Source organism: Palleronia salina (assembly GCF_900141995.1).
GTDB lineage: Bacteria > Pseudomonadota > Alphaproteobacteria > Rhodobacterales > Rhodobacteraceae > Palleronia > Palleronia salina.
The window spans coordinates 472,424-492,405 of the sequence record NZ_FQZA01000001.1 but is presented as its reverse complement, the minus strand read 5'-3'; the positions used below and the strand labels follow the sequence as shown (position 1 = coordinate 492,405).

General features: G+C 68.5%; 16 protein-coding genes and 1 tRNA gene. 10 read left to right on the top strand and 7 right to left on the bottom strand.

Annotation, left to right across the window (positions count from 1 at the left end):
- The first annotated feature begins 75 nt into the window (after positions 1-75).
- Entirely contained in the window at positions 76-864 is a 789-nt protein-coding gene (locus tag BUB76_RS02420; RefSeq protein WP_073126264.1) for an inositol monophosphatase family protein, read from the top strand.
- Between the two features lie 33 nt (positions 865-897).
- Here BUB76_RS02420 and BUB76_RS02415 read toward each other — a convergent pair whose 3' ends face one another.
- The 3 genes from BUB76_RS02415 to putA are packed head-to-tail and all read right to left on the bottom strand — an operon-like array spanning position 898 to position 5,553.
- Entirely contained in the window at positions 898-1,632 is a 735-nt protein-coding gene (locus BUB76_RS02415) for a rhomboid family intramembrane serine protease (RefSeq protein WP_073126261.1), read from the bottom strand.
- 31 nt (positions 1,633-1,663) lie between these two features.
- Positions 1,664-2,164 carry a GNAT family N-acetyltransferase gene (locus BUB76_RS02410; RefSeq protein WP_073126259.1) on the bottom strand — a complete coding sequence of 167 codons (501 nt, stop codon included), beginning with the start codon at positions 2,162-2,164 and terminating at the stop codon, positions 1,664-1,666.
- Complete coding sequence (gene putA / locus BUB76_RS02405; protein WP_073126256.1) at positions 2,161-5,553, bottom strand: bifunctional proline dehydrogenase/L-glutamate gamma-semialdehyde dehydrogenase PutA; 3,393 nt, start codon at positions 5,551-5,553, stop codon at positions 2,161-2,163. The genes BUB76_RS02410 and putA overlap by 4 nt, the downstream gene beginning before the upstream one ends.
- Positions 5,554-5,664: 111 nt before the next feature.
- Here putA and BUB76_RS02400 point away from each other — a divergent pair, with 111 nt between their 5' ends.
- On the top strand, positions 5,665-6,144 hold the full coding sequence (locus BUB76_RS02400; RefSeq protein WP_073126253.1) for an Lrp/AsnC family transcriptional regulator: 480 nt from the start codon (positions 5,665-5,667) through the stop codon (positions 6,142-6,144).
- Between the two features lie 53 nt (positions 6,145-6,197).
- Complete coding sequence (locus BUB76_RS02395) at positions 6,198-6,740, top strand: tetratricopeptide repeat protein (protein WP_073126539.1); 543 nt, start codon at positions 6,198-6,200, stop codon at positions 6,738-6,740.
- A gap of 38 nt (positions 6,741-6,778) precedes the next feature.
- Here BUB76_RS02395 and BUB76_RS02390 read toward each other — a convergent pair.
- Positions 6,779-6,855: transfer RNA gene (locus BUB76_RS02390), tRNA-Ile, on the bottom strand.
- A gap of 158 nt (positions 6,856-7,013) precedes the next feature.
- Here BUB76_RS02390 and purM point away from each other — a divergent pair.
- From purM to rnd, 3 genes are all read left to right on the top strand, one after another.
- On the top strand, positions 7,014-8,063 hold the full coding sequence (purM, locus tag BUB76_RS02385; protein ID WP_073126251.1) for a phosphoribosylformylglycinamidine cyclo-ligase: 1,050 nt from the start codon (positions 7,014-7,016) through the stop codon (positions 8,061-8,063).
- On the top strand, positions 8,060-8,653 hold the full coding sequence (purN, locus tag BUB76_RS02380; RefSeq protein ID WP_073126249.1) for a phosphoribosylglycinamide formyltransferase: 594 nt from the start codon (positions 8,060-8,062) through the stop codon (positions 8,651-8,653). Before purM ends, purN begins: the two co-directional genes overlap by 4 nt.
- 77 nt (positions 8,654-8,730) lie before the next feature.
- Positions 8,731-9,888, top strand: a complete 1,158-nt coding sequence (rnd, locus tag BUB76_RS02375) for a ribonuclease D (protein ID WP_073126247.1) — start codon at positions 8,731-8,733, stop codon at positions 9,886-9,888.
- Here the strand turns inward: rnd and BUB76_RS02370 are convergent.
- Positions 9,885-10,337, bottom strand: a complete 453-nt coding sequence (locus BUB76_RS02370) for a hypothetical protein (protein WP_073126245.1) — start codon at positions 10,335-10,337, stop codon at positions 9,885-9,887. The genes rnd and BUB76_RS02370 overlap by 4 nt on opposite strands.
- Positions 10,338-10,466: 129 nt before the next feature.
- Between BUB76_RS02370 and BUB76_RS02365 the strand changes: the two genes are divergently transcribed.
- Positions 10,467-10,880 (top strand): SufE family protein, encoded by a 414-nt coding sequence (locus BUB76_RS02365; RefSeq protein WP_073126242.1) that lies wholly within the window; start codon positions 10,467-10,469, stop codon positions 10,878-10,880.
- A 71-nt stretch (positions 10,881-10,951) separates the two neighbouring features.
- A complete protein-coding gene (locus tag BUB76_RS02360) occupies positions 10,952-12,712 on the top strand; it encodes an ABCB family ABC transporter ATP-binding protein/permease (protein ID WP_308417655.1) in 1,761 nt (586 codons plus the stop codon).
- 57 nt (positions 12,713-12,769) lie between these two features.
- Here BUB76_RS02360 and BUB76_RS02355 read toward each other — a convergent pair whose 3' ends face one another.
- On the bottom strand, positions 12,770-16,525 hold the full coding sequence (locus BUB76_RS02355) for an efflux RND transporter permease subunit (protein ID WP_073126240.1): 3,756 nt from the start codon (positions 16,523-16,525) through the stop codon (positions 12,770-12,772).
- Positions 16,522-17,739, bottom strand: coding sequence for an efflux RND transporter periplasmic adaptor subunit (locus BUB76_RS02350; RefSeq protein WP_073126238.1), 1,218 nt, complete (start codon positions 17,737-17,739; stop codon positions 16,522-16,524). The genes BUB76_RS02355 and BUB76_RS02350 overlap by 4 nt, the downstream gene beginning before the upstream one ends.
- Before the next feature lie 231 nt (positions 17,740-17,970).
- On the opposite strand from BUB76_RS02350, the gene BUB76_RS02345 reads away from it, so the two are divergent.
- On the top strand, positions 17,971-18,624 hold the full coding sequence (locus BUB76_RS02345; protein ID WP_073126235.1) for a tetratricopeptide repeat protein: 654 nt from the start codon (positions 17,971-17,973) through the stop codon (positions 18,622-18,624).
- Positions 18,625-18,643: 19 nt separating this feature from the next.
- Positions 18,644-19,945: a PQQ-like beta-propeller repeat protein gene (locus BUB76_RS02340; RefSeq protein ID WP_073126233.1), complete on the top strand. Its 1,302-nt coding sequence runs from the start codon at positions 18,644-18,646 to the stop codon at positions 19,943-19,945.
- Positions 19,946-19,982 lie beyond the last annotated feature (37 nt).

Here is a 19,982-nt window from a genome sequence, read left to right as displayed (position 1 = left end):
CTTGGCATCCCGCGCGCGCTGGCGTATGCGGGCCCACCATTCCACGACCGACAGACCGACCGAGAGGTGACCGCCATGCAGGGCAGCGCGAATCTGAACATCATGATGAAGGCCGCCCGCAAGGCCGCGCGGGGGCTGGTGAAGGATTTCCGCGAGGTCGAGAACCTGCAGGTGTCCAGCAAGGGCGCGGGCGACTTCGTCAGCCGCGCGGACATCGCCGCCGAGACGGCGCTGCGCGACGCGCTCCTGGGCGAGCGGCCGAACTACGGCTGGCTGGGCGAGGAAACGGACGAGATCGCCGGCAAGGATCCCACCCGCCGCTGGATCGTCGATCCGCTGGACGGGACGACCAACTACCTCCACGGCCTGCCGCACTGGGCGATTTCCATCGCGCTCGAGCACAAGGGCGAGATCGTGGCCGGCGTGATCTACGACGCCGCCAAGGACGAGATGTTCACGGCCGAGAAGGGCGGGGGAGCCTTCCTCAACGACACGCGCCTGCGGGTGTCGGACCGTCACCGCATGATCGAATCGATCTTCGCCACCGGCCTCCCGTTCGGCGGCCGTCCGCAGCTGCCCGCCATCCTCAAGGACCTGGGCCGCGTTCTGCCGGCCAGCGCGGGCGTGCGCCGCATGGGCGCCGCGGCGCTCGACCTCGCCTACGTGGCCGCCGGCCGCTACGACGGCTACTGGGAGCGGGGGATCAAGCCGTGGGACGTGGCCGCGGGCCTGCTGATCGTGCGCGAGGCGGGCGGCTTCGTGGCGCCCATCGGCGAGGCCGGGTCGATCTTCGACAGCGAAACCATCGTCGCCGCCAACGGGGCGATCTTCGAGACCTTCGCCAAGGTCATCCGCGATAGCTGACCGGCGGGTCCGACGCTCCCACCTCCGAAAGATTTAGCGGCGGCGGTCGACCTTCGGGATCGACGTGCGACGCATGCGGTACTGCGCCTCGGGATGGGGCGGCGTGCCGTGGGTGGTGCGCCAGAACGCGGGACCGCCCAGCCGCCGCCACAGCGGAAAGGTCAGGGCCAGCCCCGCGACGAAGCCCCCCGCGTGCGCCCAGTAGGCCACGCCGCCCACGCCCGCGGGCGTGGCCGCGCCCGATCCGATCTGCAGCGCGAACCACAGCCCCAGCACGACCCAGGCCGGGATCGCGAAGATCCGGAAGAAGATCAGCAGGATCACCAGGATATCGATGCGCGCGCGCGGGAACAGAAGCAGGTAGCCGCCCATGACCCCCGCGATGGCGCCGGACGCGCCCACCATGGGGATGGTCGAGCCCGGCTCGCTCAGGCTTTGCGCCAGCGCCGCCGCCACCCCGCAGGCCAGGTAGAAGCCGAGAAAGGGGAAATGCCCCATCTCGTCCTCCAGGTTGTCGCCGTAGAGCCAGAGGAACCACATGTTGCCGGCCAGGTGGAGAAGGCCGCCATGCAGGAACTGCGAGGTGACGAAGGTCACCGGGTCCGACACCGCCGGGATCACGGCGAACCGGACCAGGAAGTCCTGCGCCGCGGCCTCGTTCGACAGGGCGGGCAGGGTGGTGAAGAAGACCACCACGTTCACCGCGATCAGCGTGAGCGTGACCCAGGGAACGGTCTGCGACGGGTTGTGGTCTCGGATCGGAAACATGGAGGTCAGCTAGGCCCCGGCGCCGGGCCGGTCAAGCAAGCCCGCGCCCGAGATCGACCTGTTCGAGCGCTTGTCCGAAAGCGTGGACCGGCTGGCGTCTCTCCTCGGCAAAGCCCCGCCGCTGATAAAGCGCCAGCGCGGCGGCGTGCCGGGTGAAGGTCGACACGACCATGCGCTTAAGGCCCATGGCCCGCGCATGGTCCAGCGCGCGGTCGAGCATCCGGCCCCCGAGGCCGGTCCCCCGCAGTGTCGGGTCGAGATAGAACAGCCGCAGCCTGCCGGCCGCGTCGTGATGATCGTCGGGCGACAGGAACAGCGACCCGCGCGGGGCGCCACCAGTTTCGACGATTTGGAAGAGGCTGCGGGGATCGTGGGCACGATCGTTCAGCGCCGCGATGGCGCTGTCCACGGCGGCGGCAAAGCTGGTGTCGAAGCCTTCGACCCGCTGGTAGTGTTCCAGATGGACCGCGCGTAACCAATCCCCGTCCCCCGGGCCGTAGGGCCTGAGGGACGGGGCAGGGGCATCGCTCACTCGGCGGCCATCTTGTGCGGGTCGTCGGCGGCCACCTGCGCCAGCAGCGCGGCGTTGCCGCCCGACGCGGTGGTGTCGATGCACAGGTGGCGTTCATGCATGACGTCCGGCACCGTGATCGAGCCGGTGACAAGCCGCAGCAGCGGGCCGTCGCGGCGGGCGAGCTGCGCGGCAAGCTTGCGCGCCGTGTCCTCGTCGCCCCACCAGATCGCGCTGCCGAAGGCGTCGGCCTTCTCGAGATCCGGCACATCGGTCATCGGCTTGGCGATCCCGCCCAGCGCGTTCACCGCGGCCACCTGCGCCCGGCGCTGTTCGTCGCTGGGACCGAGACACAGGACCGGTGCCCGCGGCTCCAGCGTCAGGCGGTTCGATTCGCCGGTGGGCCCGGGCATCTCCATCATGAGCTCGGGGACGTCGGGCGTCTTCGCCTCGGCAAAGCGCGGCAGGTAGAACGGGCCGCCCGCCTTGGGGCCGGTGCCCGACAGGCCCTCGCCGCCGAAGGGCTGCGAGCCCACGATGGCGCCGATCTGGTTGCGGTTCACGTACATGTTGCCGGCCTCGATCCGGTCGGTCACGTGCTGGACGCGGTCGTCGATGCGGGTGTGCAACCCGAAGGTCAGGCCGTAGCCGGTGCTGTTGATGGCATCGATGACCTTGTCGATGTTCTTGGACTTGAACGTCGCCACGTGAAGCACCGGGCCGAAGACCTCGCGCTCCATGTCCTCGATGCCGTTCACGCGGATCAGCGTGGGCGACAGGAAATGGCCCTTGTCTGGCGACGCGGTCTGGTGGATCAGCCGCCCTTCCTTGCGGGCCTTCTCGACGTAATCCGAGATCTGGTCATACGCCGCCTGGTCGATCAGCGGACCGCTGTCGGCCTTGATCTGCCACGGATCGTCCAGGCGGAACACGTCCATGGCGCCCTTCAGCATGGCCAGGAATTCCTTGGACACGTCCTCTTGCACGTAGAGGCAGCGCAGCGCCGAGCAGCGTTGGCCCGCCGACTGGAACGATGATTGCAGGATGTCGCGGATCGCCTGCTCGGGCAGGGCGGTGCTGTCCACGATCATGGCGTTCAGGCCGCCGGTTTCCGCGATCAGCGGGGCGCCGGGGTCGCAGTGCTCGGCCATGGCCTGCTTGATCTTGCGGGCCGTCGCGGTCGAGCCGGTGAAGGCCACGCCCTTGATCCGCGCGTCCGACGTCACCGCCGCGCCCACGTCACCGCCGCCGGGCAGCAGTTGCAGCGCCGTGCGCGGCACGCCCGCCTCGTGCATCAGCGTGGTGGCGAAGTGGGCGATGACCGGCGTCTGTTCGGCCGGCTTGGCCAGCACCGCGTTGCCGGCCGCAAGACCCGCCGCGACCTGGCCGGTGAAGATGGCCATGGGGAAGTTCCAGGGCGAGATGCAGGTGAAGGTGCCCAGCGCCGGCGCGTCCAGATGCTCGATCTGGGCGGCATAGTATCGCAGGAAATCCACCGCCTCGCGCAGCTCGGCCACCGCGTCCGTCTGGGTCTTGCCGGCCTCGCGGGCGAGGATCGCGAAGACCTGGCCGAAGTTCTCCTCGTAGAGATCGGCGGCGCGGTTCAGGATCTCGGCGCGCTCGGCCGGGCTGGCGTCCCACGGCCTGGCCTTGGACAGCGCGGTTTCCACGTCCTCGGGGCTGGCCGTCTGCACGCGCGCCACCAGGCTGTCGGGATCGGCCGGGTTGAACCGCTCCATGGGCTCTCCGCCCGACACGTCACCCGCCAGCAGCGGGGCGACTTCGAAGATCGTCTCGCGATAGGGGGCGCGCGCCGCGTCGATCTCTTCCAGGTGCGACGTGCAGGCCAGGTCCCAGCCCTTGGAATTGCGCCGCTCGGGCAGGAAGATGTCGGTGCCGGGCGTCACCGGCGGGGTGTAGCCCAGGGCCTCGAACGGGTCGGCGGCGACTTCCTCGGGCGGGACCGACACGTCGACGATCTGGTTCACGAAGCTCGAGTTGGCGCCGTTTTCCAGCAGGCGACGCACAAGGTAGGCCAGCAGGTCGCGATGCGCGCCCACGGGGGCGTAGATGCGGCAGCGGACGTCTTCCATCTTCATGGTGATGTCGTAAAGCGCCTCGCCCATGCCGTGCAGGCGCTGGAACTCGTACTCGTCCTTGCGCACGCCCATCTTGCTTGCCATCTGCAGGACGGCCGCCACGGTATTGGCGTTGTGAGTGGCGAATTGCGGATAGATGTGGTCGCGCAGCTGCAGCAGCTTGCGCGAATTGGCGATGTAGCTCACGTCGGTGGCGGGCTTGCGGGTGAACACCGGGAAGCGTTCCATCCCCTGCACCTGCGCCAGCTTCACCTCGGTGTCCCAGTAGGCGCCCTTCACCAGCCGCACCATGATCTTGCGGTCCAGCGCCTTGGCCTGGTCGGCGATCCAGTCGATCGCATAGGACGCGCGCGGTCCATAGGCCTGCACGACCACGCCGAAGCCGTCCCAGCCCTTGAGCCGGCGGTCCTTCAGCACACGCCCGATCACCTCGAGCGACAGGGTCAGGCGGTTGGCCTCCTCGGCGTCGATGTTGAAGCCGATGCCCAGCCGCGCGGCCTTGGCGGCCAGGTCGGCCACCAGCGGCGTGAGCTCGTCCAGGATCTCGTCGTGCTGCGCCATTTCATAGCGCGGGTGCAGTGCCGAGAGCTTGACCGAGATGCCGGGGTTCTTGGCGATGCTGTCGTATTTCGCCTGGCGCGAGATCGACTCGATCGCGTTGTCGTAGCTTTTGTAATAGCGGCGGGCGTCTTCCATGGTGCGCGCGGCCTCGCCCAGCATGTCGTAGCTGTAGGTGTAGCCCTTTTCCTGCTGGGCCTTGGCGCGCTCCATCGCCTTGTCCATGGTCTGGCCCAGCACGAACTGCTGGCCCATGACGCGCATGGCCTGGCCGGTGGCGGTGCGGATCACCGGCTCGCCCAGACGCTTCATCGCGCCCTTCAGCGCCTTCACCGGCGACGGGCGCTTCTTGTCCAGCACGCGGCCCGTCAGCATCAGCGCCCAGGTCGAGGCGTTGACCAGCGGCGAGGACGAGTGGCCCATGTGCGTGCCCCAGTCGCCCGGCGCGATCTTGTCCTCGATCAGCGCGTCGATGGTGGGCGCGTCGGGCACCCGCAGCAGCGCCTCGGCCAGGCACATGAGCGCGATGCCCTCGTCGGTGCTGAGCCCGTATTCGGCAAGGAAGACTTCCATCATGCCCGGTTCCGCATCGTTGCGGATGCGGCGGACGAGATCCGTGGCCCGTGCGTGGATCTGCTTGCGATCCTCCTCCGACAGGTCGGCCATGGCGATGAGCTTCTTCAGCTCGGTATCGGCATCCGGGTAAGGATCGATCGGCAGGATCGCGGGCGGCAGAACGGTATCTCGCGGCATATCTCTCTCCTAGGCTTTTGATCAAAGTAAGTTAATGTGGTCGGGATGACGGCCCGCAATCGCCCGATCTTGCGGGAGCATCGCCTTTGTTTCCAGCCTAGGGCACCACGAATGAAAGACAACGGCCTGGATCAGTTCGACTTGGCGATGCTCGATGTGCTGGGCGTCGAGGGTCGTATCAGCGTGACCGAGCTTGCCAGCCGCGTCGGGCTGTCGAAAAGCCCGGTCCAGGCCCGGCTCAAACGGCTGGAACAAAGCGGTGTCATCACCGGCTATCGCGCGCTGATCGATCCCGTGCGGCTGGACCGCGAACACGTGGCCTTCGTCGAGGTCAAGCTGACCGAAACCCGCGAGTCGGCGCTGGCGGCCTTCAACGAGGCGGTGCGCCTGATCCCCGAGGTCGAGCAGTGCCACCTGATCGCCGGCGATTTCGACTACCTTCTCAAGGTCCGAACCGCGGACATGGTGACCTATCGCGCGGTGCTGGGGGCGCATATCTCGACGCTGCCCTATGTTGCCCACACGTCGACCTACGTGGCGATGCAGTCGATCAAGGACAGCGACAGCACGCCGGCCAAGCCGCCGGGGTGATCCGCGACCTCGCGTCGCTTGACAGCCGCGGCCCGCGGCGGCCCAATCGAAACATGCTCAAGCACGTTACCCTGCTGGTCTGCCTTGCGGGTCCCGCCGTCGCCCAGGAATGCCCGCCGGCGCCCGACCGTTCGGGCGAGCTGGCCTTCCTGTTTAATCGCGCCAACGCGGCACGCAGCCCGATCGAGGCGCGGCCCATCGCCGACGCCATGTGGTCGATCTGGGCCGACGCGCCCGACGACAGGGCGCAGGCGCTGCTGGACGATGGCCGCGAACTGATCGGCGAGGGCGAACTGGACGACGCGACCGAGATGTTCGACGCGCTGGTGGACTACTGCCCGGACTACGCCGAGGGCTATAACCAGCGGGCCTTCGCCGCGTATCTCCAGGGGGAATTCGCGGCCGCGCTGGTCGATCTGAACGCCGCGCTGGAACGCCAGCCGCTGCACGTGGCCGCGCTCAGTGGCAAGGCGCTGACGCTGATCGGGCTCGGCCGCGGGGTCGAGGGGCAGCGCGTGCTGCGCCAGGCGCTGAAGCTGAACCCGTGGCTGTCGGAGCGCGCGCTGCTGCGCGAAATGCCCGAGGACACGTTCTAGACCGGTCCGGATGTTCGCGGGGGATCAGCGCGCGGCGATGGTAGGCCCGGCAGGACTTGAACCCGCAACCAAAGCGTTATGAGCGCTCTGCTCTAACCAATTGAGCTACAGGCCCGCAGCGAGTTGATTAGAAGGCGGCGCGAGGCCCGTCAAGATTGCGTGACCGGGTCGCGCAGGCGAGATTCTCGTCCCGACAATCCGCCCCGCGTTGCGCGACGCGTCGATTGACGCTATCGCGGCGCCAAGCATGAACTCCCCCGAAAGGCGCGCGGCATGAGCGAGGACAAGACCGGACTGACCTACGCCGGGGCGGGCGTCGATATCGACGCCGGAAACGCGCTGGTCGATCGCATCAAGCCCGCCGCCGCCGCGACCAAGCGGCCCGGCACCATGGCGGGGCTGGGCGGGTTCGGCGCGCTGTTCGACCCGCGCGCGGCCGGCTATTCCGACCCGGTGCTGGTTGCAGCGACAGACGGCGTGGGCACCAAGCTGCGGCTGGCCATCGACACCGGCCACCTGTCCGGCGTGGGCATCGACCTGGTGGCCATGTGCGTGAACGACCTGGTCTGCCAGGGGGCCGAACCGCTGTTCTTCCTCGACTATTTCGCCACTGGCAAGCTGGACACCGAAAGCGCCGCGCGCGTGATCGAGGGCATCGCCGAAGGGTGCCGGCGGTCCAACACCGCGCTGATCGGCGGCGAGACCGCCGAGATGCCCGGCATGTACGCCGGCGGCGATTTCGACCTCGCCGGCTTCGCCGTCGGCGCGATGGAGCGGGGCAGCGACCTGCCGGCCGACATCGCGGCGGGCGACGTGGTGCTGGGCCTTGCCTCGGACGGGGTTCATTCCAACGGCTTCTCGCTCGTGCGCCGCGTGGCCGAACACGCGGGCCTCGGTTGGGACGACCCGGCGCCGTGGGAGGACGGTCCTTCCCTGGGCCACGCGTTGCTCACGCCGACGCGGCTCTACGTGACCTCGGTGCTGGCCGCGATCCGCGCGGGCGGCGTGCGCGGGCTTGCCCACATCACCGGCGGTGGCCTGACCGAGAACCTGCCGCGCATCCTGCCCGAGGGCCTTGGCGCGCGGATCGACCTGTCGGCCATGCCCCTGCCGCGGGTCTTCGCCTGGATGCGCGAGGCGGGCGGCATCGCGGATGCCGAGATGCTGAAGACCTTCAACTGCGGGATCGGCATGGTCGTGGTCGCCGCGCCCGACCGGGCCGAAGACCTGGCGCGCCTGCTGATCGACGCGGGCGAACGGGTCGTGCCGCTGGGAACGGTCGAGCCGGGGCAGGGCGTGTCCTACGAGGGCGCGCTGTCTTGAGCCTGCGGGTCGCGATCCTGCTGTCGGGCTCCGGCTCCAACATGGCCGCCCTGGCCGACAGCATGACCGGCCTGCATCCCGCGCGGCCCTGTCTGGTGCTTTCTAACGTCCCCGGCGCCGGTGGCCTTCAGCGCGCGGCCGAGCGGGACATCCCCACCGCGACCGTGGATCACCGCCCGTTCAAGGGCGACCGCGCGGCGTTCGAAGCCGCGCTGCAGGACCGGCTGGTCGAGGCCGCGCCGGATCTGGTGTGCCTTGCCGGGTTCATGCGCATCCTGACCGCGCCCTTCATCGCCAACTGGGAAGGGCGGATGCTGAATATCCACCCGTCGCTGCTGCCGAAATATCGCGGGCTCGATACCCACGCTCGCGCCCTGGCCGCCGGCGATACCGAGGCGGGCTGCACCGTGCACGAGGTGACGGCGGAACTGGACGACGGGCCGATCCTGGGACAGGCGCGGGTGCCGATCCGGCCCGGCGACACGCCCGACAGCCTGGCCGCGCGGGTGCTGAAGGCCGAGCACGAGCTCTACCCCTCGGTGCTGCGCCGCGTGGCCGAAGGCGAGCGGTCGCCACTGCTGCTGGGCTGAGGCTTTTCTTCCGCCCGTTTCCCGATTATCACGCCCGAACGCGGGGGATAGCGAGCGAAAAGGAAACCGACGACCCGATGATCACCATCACGACGACCGAAGAGCTGAACGCCTTCTGCACCCGCGCCCGCACCCATCCCTATGTCACGGTCGATACCGAGTTCCTGCGCGAGCGGACCTATTATTCCAAGCTTTGCCTGATCCAGCTGGCCGTGCCCGGCAACGACGACGCCGACGCCGTCCTGGTCGACCCGCTGGCCAAGGGCCTGTCGCTGGAGCCGCTTTACGAGCTGTTCCGCGACCCCGGCGTGGTCAAGGTGTTTCACGCCGCGCGCCAGGATCTCGAGATCTTCTGCATCGACGGCGACGTGATCCCCGCGCCGCTGTTCGACACGCAGGTGGCGGCCATGGTCTGCGGCTTCGGCGAGCAGGTGGGCTATGAGACGCTGGTGCGCAAGATCGCCAAGTCGAGCATCGACAAGTCGTCGCGATTCACCGACTGGTCGCGCCGCCCGCTGACCGACCAGCAGAAGGCCTATGCCTTGGCCGACGTCACGCATCTGCGCGTCATCTACGAACACCTGGCGGGCGAACTGGCGCGCACCGGCCGCACCGCCTGGGTCGAGGAAGAGCTGTCGATTCTCAGCGACCCGGAGACCTATCGCGTCCGGCCCGAAGACGCGTGGAAGCGCGTGAAGACCCGCACCCAGACTGGCAAGTTCATGGCCATCCTGCGCGAGCTTGCCGCCTTCCGCGAGGAATACGCGCAGACCAACAACGTGCCGCGCAACCGGGTTTTCAAGGACGACGCCATGGTCGAGCTGGCCTCGACCAAGCCGCAGAGCGAGAAGGACCTGTCGCGCGCCCGTCTTCTGTTGCGCGAGGCGCGCAAGGGCGAGATCGCCGACGGCATCCTGGCCGCCGTGAAACGGGGCATGGCCATCGAGCCAGCGGATTACCCCCAGCTCGACCGGTCGCGCGAGAAGCTGCAGGTGAACCCGGCGCTGGCCGACCTGCTGCGCGTGCTGCTGAAGGCCAAGGCCGAGACCGCGGGCGTGGCGCAGAAGCTGATCGCGACCTCGTCGGACCTGGACCTGATCGCCGCGGGCGACCGCGACGTGCAGGCGCTGTCGGGCTGGCGCGCGAAGGTGTTCGGCCGTGACGCCCTGCGCATGGTCGACGGGCGCCTGGGCCTGAAGGCGCAGGGCAGCGACGTGGTGGTGTTCGAGCTCTAGCGGCGGACGGCGCGGGCGTTGCGCGCGCCGGACACCCGGATCTCGCGGATGCCGCCCAGCTGCCGGTTGGTCAGGTACTCGGCCACCGTCACCTCGCGCGAGCGTTCGGTGCTGACGCGTGTCGCGGTGGGCGGTGGCGCGGCCCGGAATTCGTAGGCCAGTACGCCCGGCTCTGTGCCCGGGACACGCAGCAGCGCGCCCTCGTAGAAGCCCTGCCGGTCGGCCACGCCCGTTGCGCGCACCACGGCGCCGCCGGGGTTCTGCGTGACCTCGAGCGTGGCGATCTGGTCGATCAGCGGCCGGGGGTCGGCGGCGGGCGCATCGGACAGGGTCACCGCTGCCGGCGCGGACCGCGAAAACCAGTTGAACGGGTTCAACCGCGAGTCGGCCACCCGGCCGCATCCCGCCAGAAGGCCGATCACCATCACACCCGTCACGACTGTCCGCATTTTCGTTCCCCGCTGGTCGCCCTCGTCACGACTAGCCCAGCCCGTCCGGTTTGAAAAGCGCGCCCGCGCTTGCAAGGCCGGAACCAACCGCCTAGGTCCATGGCAGACGTTAGAAAACGGGACGGTACCATGGCCCAGGCCGAATTCGACGAGATTGCCGAGACCTTTGAGTTTCTCGACGACTGGGAAGACCGCTATCGCCACGTGATCGAGCTGGGCCGCGATCTGCCGCCGCTTGACGACAGCTTGAAGGGCCCGGCCAGCAAGGTCGACGGCTGTGCCAGCCAGGTCTGGCTAGTGCCCAAGCTGGAAGGCGACCGCTTCGATTTCGACGGCGACAGCGATGCGATGATCGTGAAGGGGCTGATCGCCATCCTGCACGCGCTTTATGCCGGGCGCCCGGTGGCCGAGGTGCCGCAGGTCGACGCGCTGGCAGCCATGTCGCGGCTGGGCCTGGATGAACACCTGTCATCCCAGCGGTCGAACGGCCTGCGCGCCATGATCGACCGGATCCGGCTGGTGACCGCGAACGCGGCGGCGTGAGGTCGCTGTCACGCGGCCGCACGGGCGGCCCTACCTCCACCGATCCCGACCCGTCCGCGGGCGGGTTCAGCATCATCGCCCGCGTGGCGCCCTATCTCTGGCCGGAGGGCGAGCCGTGGGTGAAGCGCCGCGTCATCATCGCGGTCGCCGCGCTGGTGCTGGCCAAGCTCATCGCCGTGGCGACGCCGTTTTTCTACAAGACCGCCGTCGATGCGCTGGCGGGCGAGGGCACCCAGCCCGCGTGGTTGCTGGGCGCGGGCGCTATCGGACTGACCATCGCCTATGGCGTGGCGCGGGCCATGAACACCGGCATGCAACAGCTGCGCGACGTGGTCTTCGCCGCCGTGGGCCAACGCGCGCTGCGGGCGCTGGCGCTCGAGACCTTCACCCATATCCACCGCCTGTCGCTGCGCTATCACATCCAGCGCAAGACGGGCGGGCTGTCCCGGATCATCGAGCGGGGCGTGCGCGGGGTCGAGTTCCTGCTGCGGTTCCTGCTGTTCTCGATCGGCCCGCTGGCGCTGGAGCTGCTGCTGATTGCCGGCATACTCGCCTGGCTGTTCGACATCTGGTACCTGGTGGTCGTGGCCGCCACCATCGCGGCCTATGTCTGGTTCACCTTCACCATCACCGAATGGCGCGTGAAGATTCGGCGCGAGATGAACGAGCAGGACAACGACGCCACCCAGAAGGCGATCGACAGCCTGCTGAATTTCGAAACAGTGAAGTATTTCGGGGCCGAAACGCGCGAGGCCGCGCGCTATGACGGCGCCATGGCCAAATACGTCGCCGCCGCGCTGAGGACCTCGTACACGCTGGCCGCGCTGAACCTGGGACAGGCGGTCATCATCACCACGGGCCTTGTCGTCGTCATGGTCATGGCGGCCATGGGGGTGCAGTCGGGGCAGCTGACCGTGGGCGATTTCGTGATGGTCAACGCCTACATGATCCAGGTCACCATGCCGCTGAACTTCCTCGGCACGGTCTATCGCGAAATCCGGCAGGCGCTTGTGGACATGGGCCAGATGTTCGGCCTGCTGGATCAGCCGCCCGAGGTGCAGGACAAGCCGGACGCTGGTCCGCTTGCGGTCTCCGACGGTGCGGTCGAGCTGCATGACGTGCACTTCGGCTACGATACCGACCGGGTGATCCTCGACGGCATTTCGCTGACGGTTCCCGGTGGCAGCACCACGGCCATCGTCGGCCCCTCGGGGTCGGGGAAGTCCACCATCGGACGGCTGCTGTTCCGGTTCTACGACGTGACCGAGGGCGCGATCCGCATCGACGGTCAGGACCTGCGTGACGTGACGCAGGACAGCCTGCACGCCCAGATCGGCGTGGTGCCGCAGGACACGGTGCTGTTCAACGACTCGATCCTCTACAACATCGCCTACGGTCGCCCCGACGCCACCCGCGACGAGATCGAGCAGGCGGCCCGCGCCGCCCGCATCCACGATTTCATCGCGGGTCTGCCGCAGGGCTATGACACGCAGGTGGGCGAGCGGGGTCTGAAACTGTCGGGCGGCGAGAAGCAGCGCGTGGGCATCGCGCGCACGCTTCTGAAGAACCCGCCGATCCTGCTGCTGGACGAGGCGACCAGCGCGCTGGATTCCGAGACCGAGGCCTCGATCCAGTCCGAGCTGAGGCTACTGGGGCAGGGGCGCACCACGCTGGTGATCGCCCACCGCCTGTCGACCATCGCCGACGCGGACGAGATCGTGGTGCTGGAGCAGGGGCGCATCGTCGAACGCGGGACCCACGACGCGCTGTTGGCGCGCGGCGGGCGATATGCCGCGCTGTGGCAACGCCAGCAATCCGAAGACGCGGCCTGAAAGACGCCGGCGGCGGCGGCGCGCGACCGGGACCATGCCCGACCGCGCGGCCCGCCGTTACTCGGCCGCTTGCAGCGGCGCGACGATGCGCGGGGGGTGCCCCGTGGGATCGTCGCGGCCCGGGTCGGTGCCGTCGTCGATCCACTGGATTTCGGGCGCCTTGGCCTTGCGCGCCTTCCGGGCCAGCCGCATGTCCTCGCGCACCTTGAGCACGCTCAGCGATTTGAGGCTGCGCACGCCCTTGTAGGCCCCGCGCGAGATCCAGACCCGCAGCGCCAGCGCCGAGGGCGTGAAGACCAGCGTCAGCACCGTCGCGATGCCAAGACCGAACACCACCGCCGTGGCCAGCTGCTTCCACCACAGCGCCGTGGGGCTGTCGATGGAATAGCCCCCGGCGATGAAGTCCAGGCTCAGACCGAACATCATCGGCGCCAGGCCCGCCATGGTGGTGATGGTCGTCAGCAGCACCGGGCGGATGCGATCCTCGGCCGTGCGGATGATCGCCTCGATCCGCGGCATGTAGCGCGAGTATTCCTGGTAGGTGTCGATCAGCACGATGTTGTTGTTCACCACGATCCCGGCCAGCGCGACGATGCCGGTGCCGGTCATGATGATCGAGAAGGGCTGGTTCATCACCAGCATCCCGATCAGGCAGCCAGCGGTCGACAGCACCACGGCCAGCAGCACCAGCACCGCGTTGTAGACCGAGTTGAACTGCGCCAGCAGGATGATGAACATCAGCCCCAGCGCGCCGGCGAAGGCCTTCATCAGGAAGGCGCCGCTTTCGGCCTGGTCTTCCTGGTCACCGGTCCATTCCCAGTTGACGCTGCCGGGCAGCGGGTTGTCGGGCCCGTTCAGCCATTCGGTCAGCACGCCGATGCGCTCGTTCGCGTTGGCGGGCAAGGCGCTGAGGGTGCCATTTTCCAGACCTTGCGACAGGTCCGAGACCGAGGCCGCGGCCTGGAGCGATACGATGCGCTGCGGCTCGCCGTTCAGGGTCAGCCCGCCGTCCGGTCCGTCGCCCGTCACGGGCGCGACGAAGCCCGCGATGACGCCTTCGTCGTCCACCAGCTTTTGCAGGCCGGGGACCACGTCGGCCTTCACGTCGAAATGCCGGGTCTGGTCCACGCGGTCGATCTGGCCCAGCGACGGGACGGGCTTGCGGGTGATGAAGTTCGAAAGCGGCACCAGCCCGTCGGCGGTCCGCACCTTCAGACTGTCCAGCGTCGACAGGACGCGATCTTCCTCGGGCAGACGCACGCGGATGTCGATTTCCTCGTCCGAGCTGTCCACGCGCATGGTGTCGAGCAGCAGGCCGCGGGTGACCAGCTGCACCATGCCGCCCACCGTGGCGACGTCGGCGCCGAACTGGCCGGCCTTCTCGACATCGACCTCGATCTCCCAGTCGATGCCGGGCAGGGGCAGGGTGTCCTCGATATCGATGAGGCCCGGGGTGTCCTCGAACTTCAGCCGGGCGATGCGCGCGGCGTCCTGCAGGTCGGCCCAGTCGTCGCCCAGCAGACGCAGGTTCACCGGTTTGCCGCTGGCCGGACCCTGGGCCAGGTTCAGCGTCTCGGTCACCACGCCCGGCAGGCGGTCCAGCTGGTCCTGAAGGTTGGCAAGGACCACGTCGCCGTCCAGCTGCTCGATGGTCACGTCCTCGCGCGCGTTGGCGAAATCGGGCCGTTCGTCCCACGGGATCAGCTCGATCTGGACCTGCCCGATCGTGTCGAGCGGGGCTTCGGCGCCGCCGGTATTGCTGTTGAGCCCACCTTCCCCGGCGAAGGCGAAGGCGGATTCCACGCCGAAGGTGTTCAGCGCGATGTCCTCGGCCTCGCGCAGCAGCGCGTCCTTTTCCGACAAGGAAAGGTTGCCGCGCGCCCGGACATAGACGATCGCCTGTTCGGGCTCGGATTCGACGAAGAATTCGACGCCGTTGTTGTTCGCCGCGTAGTACATGTAGGTCGAGACGACGAAGGCGCTGACCGCGCCGATGGCGAGCACCGGCATGATCGGGTTCGCCACGATCATCTTGATGACCCAGCCAAAGGGCGTGCGGCCACGGCCCGCGCGCACCTCGCGCGGGGCGCGGTTCCATTTCACCGATCCGAGCGTGATGCCCAGCGCCACGGCGCCGCCCAGGAACAGGACCGCGCCGGGCAGGAAGGTGATGGGACCGGGCAGGGGCGAGGGGCCGCCGAACAGGTAGCCGTGGTTCAGCGACTGCATTGCGCCGATGAACACCACGTAGGCGGCCACGACGGCCAGTGCGGCGCGGACCACCCACGGCAGCATGCGGCGCAGGGCGTTCGACCCGCCCTCGAAGGCGCGGCTCATCCGGCCGGCGACGCCACCCATCACGGGCAGGTAGATCAGCGCCACGATCAGCGATGCCGACAGCACGAAAATGAGCGTGACCGGCAGCATGCCCATGAACTCGCCCGGAACGCCGGGCCAGAACAGCATGGGCAGGAAGGCGCAAAGCGTCGTCGCGGTCGAACTGACGATGGGCCAGAACATCCGCTTGGCGGCCTCGGTGAAGGCGGTCATGGGGCCGGCCCCTTCCGAGATCCGGCGGTCGGCATATTCCACGACCACGATCGCGCCGTCCACCAGCATGCCGACGGCCAGGATCAGGCCGAACATGACGATGTTGGAAATGCTGATGCCCATGATGCCCAGCAGGATGAAGCACAGCAGGAACGACGTGGGAATCGCGAAGCCCACCAGCAGGGCCGAGCGGATGCCCAGCGCCGCCAGAACCACGATCATCACCAGCGCCACCGCGGTCAGGACCGAGCCTTCCAGCTGGGACACCATGGATTCGACCTGCGTAGACTGGTCGTTCGAGGTGTTCACCCGGATCGCCTGTTGCAGATCCTCGGGCCACTCGGCCTCGGCCGCCGCGACCTCGTCCCGGATCAGCGCGGTGGTGTCGATCAGGTTGAAGCCCTTGCGCTTGACCACCTGCAGGGCGACGGTTTCCTCGCCGTTGAACCGCGCCGTGCCGGTCCGGTCCTCGAAGGTCAGGCGGATGGTCGCCAGATCGCCCAGCGTCACCACGCGGTCGCCGTTCACCTTCACCGGCAGGTCGTAGATGTCGCGCTGGTCGTCGAAGGACGACGGGATCTTGACCGCGAAGGCGCCGCTTTCGGTCTCGACCTCGCCCGCCGCGATCAGCTGGTTGTTGTTCTGCACGACCGAGATCAGCTCGCCCGCCGTGACGTTGTAGGATTCCAGCCGGAGCGGGTCGATCAGGACCTCGACCATCTCGTCCCGGTGGCCCGCCAGCCCGGCCTCGAGAACCGGCTCGAGCCCTTCAAGCCGGTCCTGAAGGTCCTGCGCCACCCGCAGCAGCGTGCGCTCGGGCAGGTTGCCCGTGAGCGATACGATGATGATCGGAAATTCCGAGAAGTTGATCTCGTTGATCGAATACTGTTCGGCCCCGTCGGGGAAGTTCGCCTCGGCGTTGGACATGGCGTCGCGCACGTCGGCCATGATCTTGGTCTTGTCCCAGCCGAACTCGAACTCCATCGCGACGCCGGCGTAGCCTTCCGAGGCCGTGGCGCTCATGGTCTTGAGACCGTCGAGATCGCTCAGCTCGGTCTCCATGGGCTTGACGAGCAGGCGTTCGCTGTCCTCGGCCGAGATGCCGGGGAAGGGCACCGACACGAACAGGGCCGGGATCTCGATATCCGGCTCGCCCTCTTTCGGCAGCGTATCGTAGGTGACCCAGCCCACCGTCAGTGACAGTACGATGAAGGCCAGGACCATCCGCGCGTGTTGCGCGGCCCAATCGACGATTCCGGTCATGATCCGTCCCCGCGCATGGTGATGGTCAGCGGCACGCCGTCGGCCACGTATTCCTGGCCCACGACGATCACCCGCTCGGTCGGGTCGAGGCCGCTGACATAGATGCCGTCCACGGTGTCGCGCACCACGGTGACGGGCTTGAACAGCGCGGTGTCATCCTCGGTGGCGACCCGCACGCCGAGCGCGCCGTCATCGTCCAGCGTCAGCGCGGATTGCGGCAGCAGGTGCGCCTGGCTTCCGTCGCTCTGGATCATGATTTCGGCGGTCTGACCGTCGCGGATCTTCAGATCTTCGTTCGGCACCGAGACCTCGACCCGGAAGGTGCGGGTCTGGTCGTCGGCCGAACGCGACAGGAACGTGACCTCACCCTGGACTTCCTGCCCCGAGGCCAGGCGCGCACCGGCCATGGCGCCGGTATCGATGCGGTCGACGGCGGTTTCTGGCACGAAGCCCACCAGCTTGATCGGGTCGAGTTGCAGGATCGTGGCGCACAGCCCACCGGGTTGCAAAAACGCCCCCAGCTCGGCCGTGTCGGATTCGAGAAGGCCCGAGAAGGGGGCGGTGATCTTCAGGCGATCGAGCTCGGTTTCTGCGGCGGCCACGGCGGCCTCGGCGCTCTGAACGGTGGCGGCGCTGGCTTCCAGCCCGCCCCGGGCTGCCTCGATGGAAGCGAGGGCCGATTCGACACCCGCGTCGGCGCCGGCCACGCGGGCGTCGGATGCGAATCCGTCCTGCGAAAGGCGCTGCGCGGCGTTCTGGTCGATCCGCGCCTGCCGCAGGGCTGCCTCGGCCTCGGCCAGCCGGGCGCGGGCCGATGGCGCGCTGGCCCTTGCTTCGGCCAGCCGGGCTTCGGCCTCGGCCAGGGCCACGTCACGGGTGCCGGGATCCAGCTCGCACAGCAGGTCACCCTCGGCCACGGTCGCGCCCTTGCGCAACGGGTCCGAGATGATCTTGCCGCTGGTTTCGGCGCGAACGTCGACCTGGCGCGCCGCCTCGGTCCGGCCGCGCGTGATGACGGCGGTGTCGATGGCGCGCGCCTCGGACTGCATGGCGACCACCGAAACGGCGCTGGCGTCCGACAGGGTGTCGGTCTCGCCCTCGGCCCCGACAAGGCTGTCGGTTCCGGCGAGTTCCAGCACGGTGTCGCGTTCGAAGACGAGGAGATACAGGCTCGCCGCGACGACCAGTGCTATCAGGATCGAGACAAGTCTCATGGCGCAGTCCCGTAATAGAGAAAAGACGTGGTGTTGAGCGCTGACATAAGGGCCGGTGCCAACATAAGAAAGGGTGCAAGGTAAACTAATCGGTTCACTTTTTGCGACAAGGTCGCGGCGCCGCGGCATTTTGGCCGGGAGGAGCCGCCCGAACGGGCACGAGAACCGGGTCTTTGCATTGGGCGCACGCCCGGGCTAGAAGGTCGCGAACACCGGGGACGAGGCCAGAAATTGAGCAACAACGACAGTTTCATCGACGAGGTCAGCGACGAGCTGCGCCGTGACCGTCTGTTCGGGATGCTTCGCCGCTACGGCTGGATCGCCATCGCGCTCGTGCTGCTGCTGGTGGGCGGGGCCGCCGTCTACGAATACCAGCGGGCCCAGGACCGGGCGGAGGCACAGGCGTTCGGCGACGCGCTTCTGGCCGCGTTGGGTGAGGATTCGCCCGAGGCCCGTCGCGAGGCGCTGATGCAGATCGAGGCCGAGGGCACGCGCCGCGCCCTGATCGCCATGCTGGCGGCCGACCGGCTGGAAGGGGACGAGGCGCGTGCCGCGACCCGCACCGAGCTCGACGCCGTCGCCGCGGATGACAGCGTGCCCGCGCTCTACCGCGAGCTAGCGGTGCTGAAATGGGCGATGATCGCGCAGGATACGGTTGACGCGCAGGAGGTCATCGACCGCTTGTCGCCGCTGACCATCCCGGGCGCGCCCTATCGCCTTCTCGCGCTAGAGCAGCAGGCGGTGGCCCGCCTGCGCGCGGGCGAGACCGACGCCGCGCTGAGTGACCTTCAGACCATCATCGCCGACGAGGCCGTGACGCGGGACTTGCGCCAGCGGGCACGGCGGTTGATTGTGGCGCTGGGTGGGTCGCTTGAAGCGGCATGAGGCAAGGACAGGGCACGGCATGACGCGCAAGACACGGGCATTGCTGGGTATTTGCGCAGCCGCTTTGATGGCCTGCGGTGAACAGGAAACCATCCTGACGGGCGAACGCCTGAGCCTGCGGGCCCTCGACGGTGCCGAGCAGACCGTCGATCAAAGCCGCCCGATCAACCTGCCGCCCATGCAAACGCTCGCCGATTGGGGCCATCGCGCCGCCAATGCGCGCCACGCGATCCCGCACGCAACGCTGTCGGCCCAGCCACAACTGATCTTCTCCAGCGCCATCGGGCAGGGCGACAGCCGCAAGCACCGGATCAGCGCCGATCCGGTCGTGGGCGGTGGTCGGATCTACACCGTCGACAGCCGGGCCCGCGTCATGGCCCACGCGCCGAACGGAGCCGCGCTGTGGTCCGCCGACGTCACGCCGGCGGGCGAGCCGTCGGACGACGCCTCGGGTGCCGGGCTCGCCTATGCCAACGGGCGGCTTTACGTCTCGACCGGTTTCGGCCAGGTCCATGCACTGGATGCCGCGACGGGGCGGACGTACTGGACGCAGGACCTGGGCGCCTCGGCCGCGGGCGCGCCCACCGTCGTGGGCGATCGTGTTTACGTGGTGGCCCGCGACGCGACGGGCTGGGCGCTGGATGCCGCGACGGGCCGCGTCGACTGGACCGAGCAGGGCTCGCCCTCGGATGCCGGCGTGGTCGGAGGCGCGGCGCCGGCCGTATCGGGCGATACCATCGTCATGCCCTTTGCCAGCCGCGAGCTCGTGGGCCTTCTGCCCGGCGGCACGCGGACCTGGGTCTCGGACGTGGCCGGAACGCGGCTGGGCCGGGTCTATGCCACCATCACCGACATCACGGGCGATCCCGTCATCGTGGGCGATACCGTCTACGCGGGCAGCCCCTCGGGCAGGACCAATGCCGTGGATCTCGCCTCGGGCGAGGTGATCTGGTCGGCCGAGGACGGCGCGATGTCGCCCGCCCTGGTCGCGGGCGGATCGGTCTTCACAGTGTCCGACCAGTCCGAACTGGTCCGTCTCGACGCGGCCACGGGCGACCGGATCTGGGCCACGCCCATGCCCTTCTTCCAGCGTAACGCACCGAAGAAGCGTCAGGGGATCTATGCCCATTACGGCCCCATCCTGGCCGGCGGACGGCTCTGGGTCGCGTCCGGCGACAACCTTCTGCGCGCGTTCTCGCCCGAAACCGGCGCGCTGGCGGCGCAGGTTCCGCTGCCGGGTGGCGCTGCCACGAACCCCGTTGTGGCGAACGGCACGCTCTACGTCGTATCGTCGAACGGACGGCTGCTGGCCTTCCGCTGAGGATGGGTATATGCGGCGCGCCTGATCCCTGACCCGA

Bases quoted from the DNA above. Each gene is read 5' to 3' on its own strand.
- BUB76_RS02420 (WP_073126264.1), top strand. From the start codon at position 76: ATGCAGGGCAGCGCGAATCTGAACATCATGATGAAGGCCGCCCGCAAG.
- BUB76_RS02415 (WP_073126261.1), bottom strand. From the start codon at position 1,632: ATGTTTCCGATCCGAGACCACAACCCGTCGCAGACCGTTCCCTGGGTC.
- putA (WP_073126256.1), bottom strand. From the start codon at position 5,553: ATGCCGCGAGATACCGTTCTGCCGCCCGCGATCCTGCCGATCGATCCT.
- BUB76_RS02400 (WP_073126253.1), top strand. From the start codon at position 5,665: ATGAAAGACAACGGCCTGGATCAGTTCGACTTGGCGATGCTCGATGTG.
- BUB76_RS02395 (WP_073126539.1), top strand. From the start codon at position 6,198: ATGCTCAAGCACGTTACCCTGCTGGTCTGCCTTGCGGGTCCCGCCGTC.
- purM (WP_073126251.1), top strand. From the start codon at position 7,014: ATGAGCGAGGACAAGACCGGACTGACCTACGCCGGGGCGGGCGTCGAT.
- rnd (WP_073126247.1), top strand. From the start codon at position 8,731: ATGATCACCATCACGACGACCGAAGAGCTGAACGCCTTCTGCACCCGC.
- BUB76_RS02370 (WP_073126245.1), bottom strand. From the start codon at position 10,337: ATGCGGACAGTCGTGACGGGTGTGATGGTGATCGGCCTTCTGGCGGGA.
- BUB76_RS02365 (WP_073126242.1), top strand. From the start codon at position 10,467: ATGGCCCAGGCCGAATTCGACGAGATTGCCGAGACCTTTGAGTTTCTC.
- BUB76_RS02355 (WP_073126240.1), bottom strand. From the start codon at position 16,525: ATGACCGGAATCGTCGATTGGGCCGCGCAACACGCGCGGATGGTCCTG.
- BUB76_RS02350 (WP_073126238.1), bottom strand. From the start codon at position 17,739: ATGAGACTTGTCTCGATCCTGATAGCACTGGTCGTCGCGGCGAGCCTG.
- BUB76_RS02340 (WP_073126233.1), top strand. From the start codon at position 18,644: ATGACGCGCAAGACACGGGCATTGCTGGGTATTTGCGCAGCCGCTTTG.